The sequence below is a fragment of the Kocuria coralli genome (assembly GCF_008831305.1).
Classification (GTDB): domain Bacteria; phylum Actinomycetota; class Actinomycetes; order Actinomycetales; family Micrococcaceae; genus Kocuria; species Kocuria coralli.
The window spans coordinates 21,123-36,316 of the sequence record NZ_ML708617.1; the positions used below are offsets into that span (position 1 = coordinate 21,123).

The following is a 15,194-nucleotide window of genomic DNA, read 5'->3' on the forward strand; positions in this document are numbered from 1 at the left end:
CGCCGGTACCGACAGTCTACGAGCCAACTACTCTGGCCTCCATGACACCGCCTCATCCCCATCATCCGCAAGCGAGCGCCGGAACAACTGGCAAGGGGCGCCCCCGGACCGGGGGCCGCTCACATGGCGCAGCGGCGCGTTCCATCGAGGACCACGCCGGAGCCGTCGCGGATCTCCTGCGGCGCGGCCCGTGGCCGGAGAGGGAGGCCCAGTGGATTCCGCTCGAGCGCGCGACGGGCCGGGTCCTGGCACGGCAGGTCGTGGCCGAGGTCGACCTGCCGCCGTTCACCAATTCGCAGATGGACGGATACGCGGTGAGCGCCGCGGCCACGGCCGCCGATGCGGGGGCGACGGTGGTGCTGCGCGCGGGCGCCCCGGCCCCTGCCGGGCACGTCCCCGCGCAGCTCGAACCGGGTCAGGCGGTCCCCGTCATGACCGGTGCCCCCATGCCGCCGGGCGCGGATGCCGTGGTGCCGGTCGAGGAGTGCGAACCGGGAGGATTCCAGCCGGCGGGCCGCCCGGTGCGGATCCCCGCCGGGCAGAGCGCGGGACGGTTCGTCCGTCCGGCAGGCGAGGACGTCCGGGCGGGCGCGTCCGTCCTGGCGGAGGGAACCGAGCTGACCGCGCAGGCGGTGGGTGTCTGCGCGTCCCTGGGCCTGCGGGAGGTGCTCGTGCGTCCCGCGCTGCGCGTGGGCATCCTGACCACCGGCGACGAGGTGGTCCCGCCGGGGGCGGCCCGAGGCCCCGCGCAGATCTTCGACGCCAACGCCGCGATTCTGCGCGCTGCGCTGGCCTGCGCTCCGGTCGAGGTCGTCGGATCCTTTCACGTTCCCGATGACGACGCCGCACTGCGATCCCTCCTCCGCGAGCGGGTCCGCGCCGGCGAACGCGCTGCCGACCTGTGGGTCACCTCGGGAGGGATCTCGGAAGGGGCCTTCGAGGTGGTCCGCAAGGTGCTCTCGGACCCCGGGGCGGCGGAGTTCAGCGAGTTCCTGCATGTCGCGATGCAGCCCGGCGGACCGCAGGGGCTGGCCATGGTGGAGGGCATCCCCTTCGTGTGCCTGCCCGGCAACCCGGTATCCACGTGGGTCTCGGCCGAGATGTTCCTCCATCCAGCACTGAACACGGTCCTCGGGGGCCCGCCGCCGCGCGTCGTGATCCGGGTGCCGTCCGCCGATGACCTGCATCCGCTGCCCGGGCGGACCCGGGTGGTACGAGCTCACTGGGACGGCTCGGCGGTCCGCAGGGTCGGCGGTTACGGCTCGCATCTGCTGGCGGCCGCCGCCCGGGCGAATGCGCTGATCATCCTGCCGCCCGGTGCCGACCCCGTGCCCGCGGGGTCCGAGGTGGCCGTCCGGCTGCTGCCCTGACCCTCCACAAGGCCCGCCGAAACCGGAGTCCGGTCGGCCATGGGAGCTGATGGCCGACCGGACTCCGGTTTCGGCGAGTAGCTAGACAGGCTGGCTAGATAGAGGCACTATGTAGTCATGCACGAACGAGCCCCCAAGAGCGAATGGCTGCGCGGCGTCCTGGAGATGTGCGTCCTGCAGACCATGGTCGACGAGCCCACCTACGGGTACGCCATCACCACCCGCCTCGCCCGCGCCGGATTCGGCGAGCTCAAGGGCGGAACGCTCTATCCCCTGCTCGCACGCCTCGAGAAGAAGGGCCTGGTCTCCGTCGAATGGCGCGCCGGGGAAGGCGGTCCGGGGCGGAAGTACTTCGCGCTCACCCATGACGGGCGACTCGAGCTGGAGACGGCCCGCCGGCAATGGGGCGACTTCGTCGGAATCGTCTCGGACCACGTCGGGCAGGCCGAACGCACCCGATCGACTCAGGAGGTTTCACCGTGAACACGACGCGCGATACCCGGCAGGCCGATGACGGGGCGGGAGTCCCGCAGGAGGCCTGGGACCGGGGGTTCGTCCAGGTGCACCGCGCATGGTGCGATGAGCTGATCGTCGAACTGCGCCTGGCCGATGTGCCGGGTGCGGTGATCGGCGACCGCCTGGCCGAGGTGGAGACCCATTGCATCGAGTCCGGTGAGACGCCCGCCGAGGCCTTCGGCGACGCGGCCGACTATGCGCGTGATGTCGCCGCGGAGTCGGAGCGGGAGCGACCGGGCGAGGTCTGGACCGTGGCGGCGCTGAGCGTCGCGCAGGTCATGGCGCTCCTGGTGGGGACCTCCGCTGTGCCCCGATGGGCTCGGGGCCTGCCGTGGGAGTACAACGCGATCCAGGTCGTGTGCATGCTTCTGGCGGGCGGGATGCTGGTGATGCTGCCGGTCCTGGTGGGCCCGATCGTCAGGCGCCCCTGGGTCGTGGGGGCGCCCTATGCCATGGTTTTCACCGCCTTGGCTGTGGGGGCCGCCTTCGCCGGACAGTGGGAGCTGCCGGTGCTGCTGAGCTTGCCGGCCTCGGTGGTGGCCGTGGGACTGTTCGCGATCATCCTGGTCCTGAGCGTCCTGGAGTTCCTCGCCTTGCGCCGCGACGATCCCGTGACAACACCCCTCGGCGGCCCGGTTCGTGGGTCTGGGGGGCGGCCGGGCCGGAATGCCGGACCGTACATCGCGCTGGTCCTGCCCGTCGCCTACGTCCTCCTGGGAGTTTTCGGCTGGCTTGCGGCCTGAGGCGGCGGTGCCGCCTAGACTTGGGGGCCGGGTCCGCCGCACCCGGATCCGGCCCGTACCGCAAGCCGCACCGAACAGCCGCACCGAACAGCCGCAGGAGAAGTTCCGCATGAAGTCCGCTATTGCACCGGTTCTGCTCGCCGCCGCCGCGGTGGTCCAGGCGCTGGGGCGGTTCGTCTACCACCAGGACGCCATCGTGGTGACGGGCGAACTCTTCTTCCCGATCTTCCTGGCGGGCCTGAGCATCTTCTACGGGCTGCGCTCCAGGGGGGGCGCGTTCAGCACCGTCAAACTGGGGCTGGGCCTGCTCGCCGTCGTCGTGGCGCTGCTGACGGCATGGGGCTGGGGGATGGCGATGTTCTGGTTCTATCCGTCCATCTGGCTCTACTACGCGGCCTTCCTCCTCCTGGTGGCCCAGGCCGTGATCGCCGTGGTCTCGAGCCCGTCGGGCAAGGAACTGCGTGCTCAGCGAGCGCTCGATCGGGATCGGGAGGCGCAGGCCGAGGCCGCTCCGGAGGAGCCCGGCGACGGATGGCGCACCACCCGCCGATGATTGCCGAAAGGCCCGGCGGAATACGTCAGGAAAACGTTCGCGAATTGCCCTCCAGAATAAAACCGGTATAAAATCCCCGAATCGGGCCCGGTAATTCCCCTGGATTCTGCAATTCCTGGCAACTCGGCTTTTTCCCTTTAGTCGGCCGGATATCCCGTGGATAGCCTCGGGGGCATGACTACTTCTACGCCGAGAGGCGAAAGGCAGGAGTCTGCCCGCCTCGATGGCCCTGCCTCCAATGCCCTGCTGAACCTGGATCCACCGATGAGGGTGCCGGTGTGAGCGTGGCGTAGAACGAGAATGCCCTTGCTGGGCGGAAGAATCGGGCTTGCTGAAGGACCGATCTGACACTGAGCAAGGGACACCTCGTAAGTGAAAGCCTCTCACATGATCCGGCCTGTTTTCGATGATCCGAACGTGGTGTCGGACGCTGGCTTGGTGCCGGTGCTGCGGCTAGCGGAATCTGCCGGCCTGCACGATCTCCTCGATGACCAGTTGGGGGTTGCCTCGGCCAACGCGACAGTGAAGGCGACCAGCGTGGTGGCCGGGATGCTCGCCGGCGCGGACAGCATCGATGACCTCGACGTGTTGCGACACGGCGGGATGCCGCGACTGTTCTCCGGGACCCGGGCACCCTCGACGTTGGGAACGTTCCTGCGCTCGTTCACCCACGGACACGTGCAGCAACTCGACGCGATCGGCGGAGATCTCCTCGCGGGCCTGACCGGCCGGGTGCCCGGCCTCATCGCTGGCGGCGAGGCCGCCGACGGGTTCGCGTGCATCGACGTCGATGACACCATCGGCGAGGTCCACGGGTATGCCAAGCAGGCCGCGGCCTACGGCTACAGCGGCGTGCGGGGACTGAACATCCAGCTCGCCAGCATCTCCACACCCCTGGCCGCGCCCGTGATCGCCCGAGCCAGACTCCGCAAGGGAAGCACAGCCTCGGCCAAGGGCGCAGGCAGGTTGCTGGCCCAAGCCATCGGCACCGCCCGGGCGGCCGGGGTGACCGGTCAGATCCTGTGCCGGGCCGACTCGGCCTACTACGGATGGGCGTTCGTGGGGACCGCGATCCGGAAGAGGGCGTGGTTCTCCGTCACCGCCCGGATGACCAAGACCGTCACCGCTGCGATCACCAGCATCGACCCAGGCGCGTGGAAGGCGATCGAGTACCCCAACGCCATGTGGGAGGAGGCCGAGCAACGCTGGGTCAGCGACGCCGAGGTCGCCGAAGTCCCTTTCGTCGCGTTCACCGCACGCCGCAAGAGCCAGCAGGTGAGATGCCGGCTGATCGTGCGGCGCGTGAAGCGACTCCAACCACTGGCATCTGATGGCATCGAGCAGGGCGAGCTGTTCGCGACCTACCGCCATCACGCGTTCATCACCAACTCCGGGTTCGCGATGGTTGAGGCCGATCGGCGTCACCGTGAGCACGCGATCGTCGAGCAGGTCATCGCCGAGTTGAAGGACAACGCGCTGGCCCACCTACCCTCGGGCAAGTACACGGCCAACGCAGCCTGGGTCTCATGCGCCATGATCGCGTTCAACCTGGCCCGCGCCGCCGCCGTTGCCGCCGGCCTGGCCAAGGCACGATGGGCCAGCCTGCGACGCAAGATCATCCACGTCGCCGCACGGATCGCCTCCACCAGCCGACGACTCGACCTCCACCTACCGACCCACTGGCCCTGGGCCCAGAGCTGGCAGACCCTGCACGCCGTCGCGACCGGACCACCGCCTACCTCGACAACCTGACCACCCAGCCCCAGCGGGCGCGACCGAGGACCATGAAGTGGACGAGCCGGGCCAGCCGGCAGCCCAGCCACGCCCACGAGCCGGACCCCATCACGATCCACCAAACCCACCCATCAGGAATCAACCGTGGTGGATCCGGGCTGAAGGTGGGGAAATTCTTCTCCCGGTGGGACGAGACCGAGGACGGACGAGCCGTCTTCCGCGAAGGCGGTCGGTCGGGGGATTCCTTCTATCGCAGCCGCTGGAGCCATGACAAAGTGGTCCGCTCCACCCACGGCGTGAATTGCACGGGCTCGTGCTCATGGAAGGTCTACGTCAAGGACGGGATCATCACGTGGGAGGCGCAGGAGACGGACTACCCCTCGGTCGGTCCGGACCGGCCGGAGTACGAGCCGCGCGGCTGCCCCCGCGGTGCCGCGTTCTCCTGGTACACCTATTCGCCCACCCGCGTGCGCTATCCGTACATCAGGGGGGTCCTCCTGGAGATGTACCGCGACGCCAAGCGCGAGGCCGGCGGGGACCCGGTGGCGGCCTGGGCCTCGATCGTGGACGACGACGAGAAGCGCCGCGCCTTCCAGCAGGCGCGGGGCAAGGGCGGCCTGGTCCGCGCCTCCTGGCAGGAGGCGGTCGAGATGACGGCGGCCGCCCACGTCCACACCATCGCGCGGTACGGTCCCGACCGCTGCATCGGCTTCTCCCCGATCCCCGCCATGTCCATGGTCTCCCATGCCGCGGGAGCCCGGTTCATCAACCTCATCGGCGGGGTGATGAACAGTTTCTACGACTGGTACGCGGACCTTCCCGTGGCCTCCCCGCAGGTCTTCGGCGATCAGACCGACGTCCCGGAGTCCGGGGACTGGTGGGATGCCACCTATCTGATGATGTGGGGCTCCAACATCCCGGTGACCCGCACGCCGGACGCCCACTGGATGGCCGAGGTGCGGTACCGGGGCACCAAGGTGGTCTCCGTGTCACCGGACTACGCGGACAACACCAAGTTCGCCGACGAGTGGCTGCCCGCCCAGGCCGGGTCGGACGCCGCCCTGGCCATGGGGATGGGGCACGTGGTGCTCAAGGAGCACTTCGTGGACCAGCGCACCCCGTTCTTCGAGGACTACGTCCGGCAGTTCACGGATCTGCCGTTCCTGATCTCCCTCGATGCCCGAGAGGACGGCACCGTGGTGCCGGGCAAGTTCCTGACGGCGGCGGACCTGGGCGCAGCGGATCAGGCGGACGCGGAGTTCAAGACGGTGCTGCTCGATCGCGAGACGGGGGAGGAGTTCATCCCGCAGGGCTCGATGGGCTTCCGCTACAACGAGCAGGACGAGGGCCGCTGGAACCTCGACCTCCAGGGCCGGGTGCCGTCGCTGTCCATCGCCGACACCGCCGGATACGACGGAGCGGTGTCCCCCGTCTCCCTTCCCGCCTTCGTGGACGACGACGGCACGGGCTCCGTGCTGCACCGCGGCGTGCCGGTGACCCGGGTGGCGGGCAAGACCGTCACCACCGTGCTCGATCTCATGCTCGCCCAGTACGGCGTCGGCCGGGAGGGGCTGCCGGGCGACTGGGCGGAAGGCTACGACGACGTCTCGATCCCGTACACGCCGGCCTGGCAGGAGGCGGTGACCTCGGTACCCGCCGAAGCCGTGATCCGCGTGGCCCGCGAGTTCTCGCGCAACGCGGAGGTCTCCAACGGCCGTTCGATGATCATCCTGGGGGCCGGGATCTGCCAGTGGTACCACGGCGACGCCACGTACCGGGCCATCCTGGCGCTGCTCATGCTGTGCGGCTGCCAGGGCCGTAACGGCGGCGGCTGGGCGCATTACGTCGGCCAGGAGAAGGCCCGCCCCATCACCGGCTGGGCCACCATGGCCTCGGCCGGCGACTGGTCGCGTCCTCCGCGCTTCATGATCGGCACCGCGTTCTGGTACATGCACACCGACCAGTTCCGCCAGGACGGTCACTCCTCGGCGTCGCTGCGGTCCCCGCTGGCCGAGGGGCACCTGGACGGCATGCACACCGCGGATGTGGTCGCCAAGTCCACGCGTCTGGGCTGGATGCCGTTCTACCCCCAGTTCTTCGACAACCCCCTCGACGTCGCGGATCGGGCGACGGCCGCGGTCGCCGCCGGCGAGGCTGACTCCGAGGGCCAGTGGATCGCGGCCCGGCTCAAGGACGGCACGCTGCGCTTCGCGGTCGAGGACCCCGACGACGCCCGCAACTGGCCCCGCACCCTGGTGCTGTGGCGCTCCAACCTGCTGGGCTCCTCGGCCAAGGGCGAGGAGTACTTCCTCAAGCACCTGCTCGGCACCCATCACAACGTCATGGGCGAGGACCACGTGCATTCCAAGCCCCGGGACGTCGCCTGGCACGAGCGGGCGCCGGAGGGGAAGCTGGACCTGCTGGTCTCCGCGGACTTCCGCATGACCTCCTCGACCCTGCTCTCCGACATCGTGTTCCCGGCCGCGACCTGGTACGAGAAGCACGACCTGTCCTCGACCGACATGCACCCGTACGTGCACGCCTTCACCCCGGCGATCAATCCGCCGTGGGAGGCCAAGACGGACTGGGAGATGTTCCGGCTGCTCGCGGACGAGGTCTCGCGGCTGTCTCCGGAGCACCTGGGCACCCGCAAGGACGTGGTCGCCACGGCGCTGACGCACGACACCCCCGGTGAGATCGGGCAGCCCGGAGGCCACGCGCCGGACTGGAAGAGCACCGACCTGGCCGCCGTCCCGGGGAAGAACCTTCCGGCGTTCAAGGTGGTCGAGCGGGATTACACGGCGATCGGGCAGAAGTTCGTCGCGGTGGGCCCGCTCGCGGACGAACTGGGGCTGACCACCAAGAACATCACCTTCGACGTCGGGCACGAGACCGAGCGCCTGGCGCGCCAGCACGGCGTGTACGACTCGGGAGCCGCTGCGGGGCGTCCGGCGATCGACACCGACTCCCGCATGGCCGAGGCCATCCTCGCGCTGTCGGGAACCACCAACGGGGAACTGGCCGTGCAGGGCTTCAAGAAGCTCGAGAAGCGGGTGGGCAAGCACCTGCACGACCTCGCGCTGGGCTCCGAGGAGAAGCGGATCACCTTCAAGGACACCCAGGCGGCGCCCGTGCCCGTGATCACCTCACCGGAATGGTCCGGTTCGGAGACCGGCGGCCGCCGCTACGCCCCTTTCACGGTCAACATCGAACGCCTCAAGCCGTTCCACACGCTGACCGGACGGATGCACTTCTTCCTGGACCACGACTGGATGAAGGACATGGGGGAGATGCTGCCCACCTACCGGCCGCCGCTGAACATGAACGCGCTGTTCGGCGAACCCCGGCTGGGGGAGCGCGGTGAGCTGTCGGTGGCCGTGCGCTACCTGACCCCGCACAACAAGTGGTCGATCCATTCGGAGTACCAGGACAACCTGTTCATGCTCTCGCTCTCCCGCGGCGGCACGAGCGTCTGGATGTCGCCGAAGGACGCCGAGCTGATCGAGGCCCGGGACAACGACTGGGTGGAGTGCGTGAACACCAACGGGGTGTTCGTGGGGCGCGCCATCGTCTCGCATCGCATGCCGGCCGGCGTCGTCTACGTCCACCACGCCCAGGAGCGCACGATCGACGTCCCGAAGTCGGAGGCCACGGGGCGCCGCGGCGGCATCCACAACTCGGTGACCCGGATCCTGCTCAAGCCCACCCACATGATCGGGGGCTACGCCCAGCAGTCCTGGGCATTCAACTACCACGGTCCCACGGGCAACCAGCGCGACATCGTCTCCGTGGTCCGCAAACGCTCCCAGGAGGTTCAGTACTGATGCGAGTCATGGCCCAGGTCGCCATGGTGATGACCCTCGACAAGTGCATCGGGTGTCACACCTGTTCGGTGACGTGCAAGCAAGCCTGGACCAACCGTGCCGGCACCGAGTACGTGTGGTTCAACAACGTCGAGACCCGGCCCGGCCAGGGCTACCCGCGCCGTTACGAGGACCAGGAGAAGTGGCGGGGCGGGTGGACCCTGAACCGCCGGGGGAACCTGCAGCTGAAGTCGGGCAACCGCCTGCAAAAGCTGTTCGGCATCTTCGCCTCGCCGGTCCAGCCCGAGCTCGACGACTACTACGAGCCCTGGACCTACGACTACGAGAACCTGGTCTCCGCGCCGGCCTCGGACGACTTCCCGGTCGCCAGGCCCAAGTCCCTCATCACGGGCAAGGACACCAAGGTCGAATGGTCGGCGAACTGGGACGACGACCTGGGCGGCACCGCCGCCACCGAGGAACAGGACCCGGTCCTGCAGAAGATCCGCTCGGATTCGGAGGAGCAGATCCGGCTCGAGTTCGAGAAGACGTTCATGTTCTACCTGCCGCGGATCTGCGAGCACTGCCTGAACCCGTCCTGCATGGCCTCCTGCCCGTCGGGCGCGATCTACAAGCGGGCGGAGGACGGGATCGTCCTGGTGGACCAGGACCGCTGCCGCGGGTGGCGGCAGTGCATCACGGGCTGCCCGTACAAGAAGATCTACTACAACCACAAGTCGGGCAAGGCCGAGAAGTGCACCTTCTGCTACCCACGGGTGGAGGTCGGCATCCCCACGGTGTGCGCCGAGACCTGCGTGGGCCGCATGCGGTACATCGGCATCTTCCTCTACGACGCCGACCGCGTCACCGAGGCCGCCGCCACCCCGGACGAGAAGGACCTCTACGAAGCCCAGCTGGAGCTCATGCTGGATCCCCGGGATCCCGAGGTCCAGCGGCAGGCGCTGGCGGATGGCGTCCCGGAGGACTGGCTGGAGGCCGCCAGGAGGTCCCCGGTCTACGCCCTGGCCAAGGACCTGAAGGTGGCCCTCCCGCTGCACCCCGAGTACCGCACCATGCCGATGGTCTGGTACGTCCCGCCGCTGTCGCCGATCGTGGACCTCCTGCGCGACCAGGGCCACGACGGCGAGGACGCCGACGTCCTCTTCGGCGCGATCGAGTCGCTGCGCATCCCCGTCGAGTACCTGGCGGAGCTCTTCACCGCGGGGGACACGGAGATCGTCACCGCTGTGCTGCGCAAACTGGCTGCCATGCGCTCCTACATGCGTGACATCACCCTGGGCCAGGACCCGGACGAGTCCATCGCCGAGTCCGTCGGCATGACCGGAAGCCAGATCCAGCAGATGTACCGGCTGATGGCCATCGCCAAGTACGACGAGCGGTACGTCATCCCCACCGCCCACCTCGAGGAGGCGCACGGGCTGGAGGAGATGGGCTGTTCCCTGGACGTCGACGGCGGACCGGGCATGGGGCAGATGGGCGGACTGGGAGAGGCCTCCGGGCGCCCCACGCCCGTGGCGATCGAGAACTTCAACGCACTGCGGATCCGGCAGACCTCCGACGATCCCACGGGCAACACCCAGCTGGCCGGGCGGGTCAACCTGCTCAACTGGGACGGCCAGGGCAACCCGGAGGGCTTGTTCCCCGCGCGGGAGAGCGAAAAGGGCGGGACCCGATGAGCCGCCTCGCACGCCTCTTCGGCCTGGCGGGCAAGGGCACGGTCGACACCGGGTCGTGGGAGGACACGACCCCGCGGCGTTCAGCGGTCATCCGCCAGTCGGCGGCGCTGCTGCTGGGTTACCCGGACGACGAGCTCATCCGCCGGCTTCCGTCCATCCGGGAAGCGCTCGTCGAGGTCGGAGCCGACACCGGGGCCATCGGGCCGCTGGTCTCGTGGCTCACGGAGCGTCCCCTGGCCGAGGTCCAGGGCGACTACGTCCAGGAGTTCGACCTCTCCCGCCGCCATCCGCTGCACCTGACCTACTGGACGGACGGGGACACCCGGCGGCGCGGCGAGGCCCTGCTGGCCTTCAAGCAGATGTACCGGGAGAACGGCCGTGAGCTCGACGACTCGGAGCTGCCGGACCATCTTCCCGTGGTCCTGGAGTTCGCCGCCCTGATCAACCCGGAGGACGGGGCGCAGCTGCTGCAGCGCTACCGGCCGTCCCTGGAGCTGCTGCGGCTCGCCCTGCGCGACGACGCCCTGCCCCAGCTGGGGGTGATCGAACTGGTCTGCTCCACGCTGCCGGGACCGTCGCCGGAGGACCGCGACGCCGTCATGAAGATGGCCGGTTACGGGCCGCCCGTCGAGACCGTGGGCCTCCAGCCGTTCGACCCGCGCCTCCTTCCGGTGGTCGACGGGCCCCGGACCCAGGAGCCCGCCACGGCACTCTCGTCAGCACCGCATCCACGCGGGGCCGTGGCCTCGCCGAGCACAAGGGGATCCGCATGAGTTCCGTCGCCGACATCCTGCTGTGGGGCGTGCTGCCCTACGTGGTGCTGCTGGTCGTGATCGGCGGCACCGTCTGGCGGTACAAGTACGACCAGTTCGGCTGGACCACCCGGTCCTCGCAGCTCTACGAGTCCCGCATGCTGCGCATCGCCTCCCCGCTGTTCCACTTCGGCATCCTGGCCGTGCTCGTGGGGCACATCGTCGGCCTGGTGATCCCCAAGTCGTGGACCGACGCCGCCGGGGTCACGGAGCACATGTATCACGTGCTCGCCCTGTCCATCGGCATCTTCGCGGGGGTCGGCACGTTCCTGGGACTGGCCCTGCTGATCTACCGCCGTCGTACGACCGGGCCCGTCTTCATGGCCACCACGACCAACGACAAGATCATGTACGTGCTGCTGGTGGCCACCTTGACCGCCGGGCTGGCCACCACGGTCCTGTCCCTGTGGGACACCAGCGAGACCAGCTACCGGGACACCGTCTCGCCCTGGTTCCGTTCCATCTGGATCCTGCAGCCGGACGTCGGTGCGATGGCCGAGGCCGGGCTGTCGTTCAAGGTGCACGTCCTCTTCGCCTTCGTGCTGTTCATGGCCTGGCCGTTCACCCGCCTGGTGCACGCCTTCACGGCGCCGGTGCACTACCTGTTCCGGCCCTACATCGTCTACCGCTCGCGCGACGGCGCATCCCGGTCCGGCTCGGTCCCCGTGCGGCGCGGCTGGGACCCGGTGGGCACCCGGGACCGGGACGGCACCGGACGCCGGCAGGGTGGGTCCTCTCGCCGGGAGAAGTCCTCCTCCGGCCGCTAGCCGTCCCCGCCGCCTCACGCGCCCGAGCGGAAACCCTTCAAAGGAGCACTACGAGCATGTCCGCATCACAGACCGACTCCGCCCTGGCCGCGGAGCTCAAGGCCGGCCAGACCCGCAACCTCCTGCTGGCCACCCTGGCATCGACCATGGGCTTCTGGGCCTGGACCATCATCGGCCCGCTCGCCAAGACCTACTCGGCCGACATGGATCTGGGGGCGGGCCAGACCTCCATCCTGGTGGCCATGCCGATCCTGGTGGGAGCCGTGGCGCGCGTGCCGGTCGGCGCGCTCACCGATCGCTACGGCGGACGGGTCATGTTCACGGCGATCCTCGGCATCACGGCACCGTTGGTGCTGCTCACGGCGTTCGTGGGCCAGATGGACAACTTCGGGCTCCTGGTGCTCGTCTCCTTCTTCCTGGGCATCGCGGGCACGGTCTTCGCCATCGGCATCCCGTTCTGCTCGTCCTGGTACGAAGCGCATCGCAAGGGCTTCGCCACCGGCGTCTTCGGCGCGGGCATGGTGGGCACCGCGGTCTCCGCGTTCTTCACCCCGCGCCTGGTCAACGCCATGGGCTACATGGGTGCCCACGTCCTGATCGCGGTGCTCGTGGCGGCCATGGCCGTCATCTGCTGGCTGATGCTGCGCGAGTCGCCCTCGCGCCGGGGCGTGGAACCCGCTCCCATGCTGCCCAAGCTCAAGGACGCCTTCTCCCTGAAGGAGACCTGGCTGCTGTGCTTCATGTACGCCATCGTGTTCGGGGCGTTCGTGGCCTTCTCGAACTACCTGCCCACCTACCTGGGCAACGTGTACGACTTCGACGCCACGGGCGCCGGGACGCGCACCGCGGGGTTCGCGGCCGCAGCCGTGGTCGCCCGCCCGATCGGCGGCACCCTGGCCGACAAGGTCGGCCCCAAGCTGGTGTCCATCGTCTCCTACGCGGGGGCCGGCATCCTGGCCGTCGTCGTCGCCCTCCAGCCCTCGGCCGAGCAGGTCTACGGCCCGGTCTTCGTTCTCATGGCGATGTTCCTGGGGCTGGGAACCGGTGGCGTGTTCGCCTGGGTGGCCCGCGCCTCCCAGCCGCGCACCGTCGGCACGGTGTCGGGCATCATCGCCGCGGCCGGCGGCCTGGGCGGCTATTTCCCGCCCTTGGTCATGGGAGCGACCTACAACGAGGCCCAGAACTCGTACTTCGTGGGGCTGAGCCTGCTGGCCATGTTCTGCCTCCTGGGCCTGATCACCTGTTTCATCCTCCGCAACGGCGGCCGGGTGGACGAGCGCACTGCGGCGGCCGCTTAGCGCGGCGTTCTAGGCTGGGGGACGGGCGTTCGGTCACCGGCCGCTCGTCCCGACTCATATAGTCCTTCCCGTCCCCTGACGATTTCCCTGACGACGCCGACACCCCGGGAGAGCACGTGGCATCTCGATCCCCAGACCCCGACCCGGCAGGCCTGACCCATGTGCGCCCCGACGGTTCGGCGCACATGGTCGACGTCTCCGGCAAGGAGGAGACGGTCCGGCAGGCCACGGCCGTGGCCGTGCTGAGGACCCGCCCGGAGGTCGTGGGAATGATCTTCTCGGCGGACCTGCCCAAGGGCGATGCCCTGCCCGTGGCCCGGGTCGCGGGCATCATGGCCGCCAAGAAGACCCCCGAGCTGATCCCGCTGTGCCATCCCCTTCCGATCAGCAAGGTCACCGTGGATTTCGTCCGCCGTGATGCCGCGGTCGAGGTCACCGCAGTCGTCAGGACTCGCGGGGTGACCGGCGTGGAGATGGAGGCGCTGACAGCGGTCTCCGTGGCCGCGCTGAGCCTGTACGACATGATCAAGGCGGTGGACAAGTTCGCGGAGATCGACGGCACCAGGGTGCTGGCGAAATCCGGGGGTAAATCCGGGGACTGGCAGCGGGAGGACGCATGAGCGACCAGCCCTTCGACCAGACTCGGCAGCCGGCCACCGCCGGGGGGAGCGACGAGTCCCACGAGACGCGGGCTCACGCCGAGCGGACGGGCACGTACCACGCGGTGGTGCTCGTGGCCTCCACCCGTGCCGCGGCCGGGGTGTATCCGGACAAGTCGGGGCCCACCGCCGTCCAGATGATCCGCGAGGCCGGTCATGAATGCCCGGATCCGATCGTGGTGGCTGACGGGGAGCCGGTGAGGGCGCAGGTGCATCACCATCTGCGCGAGCTCCCCGCTGCGCAGCGCCCCGACCTGATGGTGATCTCCGGGGGGACCGGGCTGATGCCGGACGATCTCACCCCGGAGATCACCCGCGAGTACCTCGACCGCGAGCTGCCCGGCGTCATGCACGCGATCTGGGCCGAAGGACTCAAGAAGCTTCACACTGCGGTGCTCTCGCGAGGGGCGGCGGGCGTAGCGGGCAAGACCCTGGTGGTCGACCTGCCGGGCTCGCGAGGCGGCGTCAAGGACGGTCTCAGCGTCGTGCTGCCCCTCCTGGACCACGTCACCCAGCAGCTCGACGGGCACCGTGACGCGGGGCATCGGGCGCCCACCGCTGATCCCGTCGGCCTTCCGTCTGCGCCCCAGGCGCCGAGCGCCGGCTACCAGCCGCACGGCGTCCACGGAGACCATCCGGTCGACACCGCGCCGTCCGTGGTGGTCACCGCACGGGTCACGGAACGGCGGCTGGACGCCGCCGAGATTCAGGCGGCCGCGTCCTCCCGGACGACGGGCGCCGTCGTGGCCTTCAGCGGCATCATCCGGGACCACGACGGCGGCCGGCCCGTCACCCAGCTCGACTACACCGCCCATCCCACTGCGCAGAACGTGCTGCTGAGGGTCTGCGACGAGGTCGCGCAGGAGTTCACCGGGGTGAGGATCGTCGCCGAGCACCGCACCGGGCGCCTGCTCGTGGGGGACTCGGCCCTGGAAGTGGCCGTGGCTGCCTCCCACCGCAAGCGGGCGTTCGAGGTCTGCGACGCGCTGGTGGACCGCATCAAGGAGAAGGTGCCGATCTGGAAGGAACAGCACCTGGGCGACGGCACGCGCGAATGGGTGAACCTGTGAGCCTGCCGGCGCTGGTCGAACCGGGCCCGCCGCTGGCCGCCCGGGCGCGAGGCGGACTCTCTGACGGGCTCCGGTCGGCGGGCCCTGCATCTGGAGGGCGGCATCGCCTCATGGCAGCGGTGAAACGGCCTCGTATTTCTCCGGCCCGGTGATCGGCCGCATCCGCATGGAA

At 69.4% G+C, this 15,194-nt stretch carries 12 protein-coding genes; all 12 read left to right on the top strand.

All coding sequences use genetic code 11. From position 1 onward, the window contains the following. Positions 1 to 41 precede the first annotated feature (41 nt). The 12 genes from FCK90_RS08060 to FCK90_RS08115 all read left to right on the top strand — a co-directional run bounded on the left by FCK90_RS08060 (position 42) and on the right by FCK90_RS08115 (position 15,022). Positions 42 to 1,370, top strand: coding sequence for a molybdopterin molybdotransferase MoeA (locus FCK90_RS08060; protein WP_181954243.1), 1,329 nt, complete (start codon positions 42 to 44; stop codon positions 1,368 to 1,370). Positions 1,371 to 1,487: 117 nt separating this feature from the next. Further along, positions 1,488 to 1,853: a PadR family transcriptional regulator gene (locus FCK90_RS08065; RefSeq protein ID WP_158033796.1), complete on the top strand. Its 366-nt coding sequence runs from the start codon at positions 1,488 to 1,490 to the stop codon at positions 1,851 to 1,853. Beyond that, a complete protein-coding gene (locus FCK90_RS08070) occupies positions 1,850 to 2,629 on the top strand; it encodes a hypothetical protein (protein ID WP_158033797.1) in 780 nt (259 codons plus the stop codon). Before FCK90_RS08065 ends, FCK90_RS08070 begins: the two co-directional genes overlap by 4 nt. Before the next feature lie 109 nt (positions 2,630 to 2,738). Then, positions 2,739 to 3,182, top strand: a complete 444-nt coding sequence (locus tag FCK90_RS08075) for a hypothetical protein (RefSeq protein ID WP_158033798.1) — start codon at positions 2,739 to 2,741, stop codon at positions 3,180 to 3,182. A 387-nt stretch (positions 3,183 to 3,569) separates the two neighbouring features. Beyond that, positions 3,570 to 4,934: an IS1380 family transposase gene (locus FCK90_RS08080; RefSeq protein WP_158033799.1), complete on the top strand. Its 1,365-nt coding sequence runs from the start codon at positions 3,570 to 3,572 to the stop codon at positions 4,932 to 4,934. A gap of 32 nt (positions 4,935 to 4,966) precedes the next feature. After that, positions 4,967 to 8,740, top strand: coding sequence for a nitrate reductase subunit alpha (locus FCK90_RS08085; RefSeq protein ID WP_158033800.1), 3,774 nt, complete (start codon positions 4,967 to 4,969; stop codon positions 8,738 to 8,740). After that, positions 8,740 to 10,416 (top strand): nitrate reductase subunit beta, encoded by a 1,677-nt coding sequence (narH, locus tag FCK90_RS08090; RefSeq protein ID WP_158033801.1) that lies wholly within the window; start codon positions 8,740 to 8,742, stop codon positions 10,414 to 10,416. Before FCK90_RS08085 ends, narH begins: the two co-directional genes overlap by 1 nt. Then, complete coding sequence (narJ, locus tag FCK90_RS08095; RefSeq protein WP_158033802.1) at positions 10,413 to 11,189, top strand: nitrate reductase molybdenum cofactor assembly chaperone; 777 nt, start codon at positions 10,413 to 10,415, stop codon at positions 11,187 to 11,189. Before narH ends, narJ begins: the two co-directional genes overlap by 4 nt. Beyond that, on the top strand, positions 11,186 to 11,995 hold the full coding sequence (gene narI / locus FCK90_RS08100; RefSeq protein ID WP_158033803.1) for a respiratory nitrate reductase subunit gamma: 810 nt from the start codon (positions 11,186 to 11,188) through the stop codon (positions 11,993 to 11,995). Before narJ ends, narI begins: the two co-directional genes overlap by 4 nt. A 56-nt stretch (positions 11,996 to 12,051) precedes the next feature. Further along, positions 12,052 to 13,293 (top strand): MFS transporter, encoded by a 1,242-nt coding sequence (locus tag FCK90_RS08105; protein WP_158033804.1) that lies wholly within the window; start codon positions 12,052 to 12,054, stop codon positions 13,291 to 13,293. 116 nt (positions 13,294 to 13,409) lie between these two features. Beyond that, a complete protein-coding gene (gene moaC, locus FCK90_RS08110; RefSeq protein ID WP_158033805.1) occupies positions 13,410 to 13,913 on the top strand; it encodes a cyclic pyranopterin monophosphate synthase MoaC in 504 nt (167 codons plus the stop codon). Then, complete coding sequence (locus FCK90_RS08115; RefSeq protein WP_158033806.1) at positions 13,910 to 15,022, top strand: molybdenum cofactor biosynthesis protein MoaE; 1,113 nt, start codon at positions 13,910 to 13,912, stop codon at positions 15,020 to 15,022. Before moaC ends, FCK90_RS08115 begins: the two co-directional genes overlap by 4 nt. Positions 15,023 to 15,194: the final 172 nt, after the last annotated feature.

Bases quoted from the DNA above. Each gene is read 5' to 3' on its own strand.
- FCK90_RS08060 (WP_181954243.1), top strand. From the start codon at position 42: ATGACACCGCCTCATCCCCATCATCCGCAAGCGAGCGCCGGAACAACT.
- FCK90_RS08080 (WP_158033799.1), top strand. From the start codon at position 3,570: ATGATCCGGCCTGTTTTCGATGATCCGAACGTGGTGTCGGACGCTGGC.
- narH (WP_158033801.1), top strand. From the start codon at position 8,740: ATGCGAGTCATGGCCCAGGTCGCCATGGTGATGACCCTCGACAAGTGC.
- narJ (WP_158033802.1), top strand. From the start codon at position 10,413: ATGAGCCGCCTCGCACGCCTCTTCGGCCTGGCGGGCAAGGGCACGGTC.
- FCK90_RS08085 (WP_158033800.1), top strand. From the start codon at position 4,967: ATGAAGTGGACGAGCCGGGCCAGCCGGCAGCCCAGCCACGCCCACGAG.
- FCK90_RS08075 (WP_158033798.1), top strand. From the start codon at position 2,739: ATGAAGTCCGCTATTGCACCGGTTCTGCTCGCCGCCGCCGCGGTGGTC.
- FCK90_RS08065 (WP_158033796.1), top strand. From the start codon at position 1,488: ATGCACGAACGAGCCCCCAAGAGCGAATGGCTGCGCGGCGTCCTGGAG.
- narI (WP_158033803.1), top strand. From the start codon at position 11,186: ATGAGTTCCGTCGCCGACATCCTGCTGTGGGGCGTGCTGCCCTACGTG.
- FCK90_RS08115 (WP_158033806.1), top strand. From the start codon at position 13,910: ATGAGCGACCAGCCCTTCGACCAGACTCGGCAGCCGGCCACCGCCGGG.
- FCK90_RS08105 (WP_158033804.1), top strand. From the start codon at position 12,052: ATGTCCGCATCACAGACCGACTCCGCCCTGGCCGCGGAGCTCAAGGCC.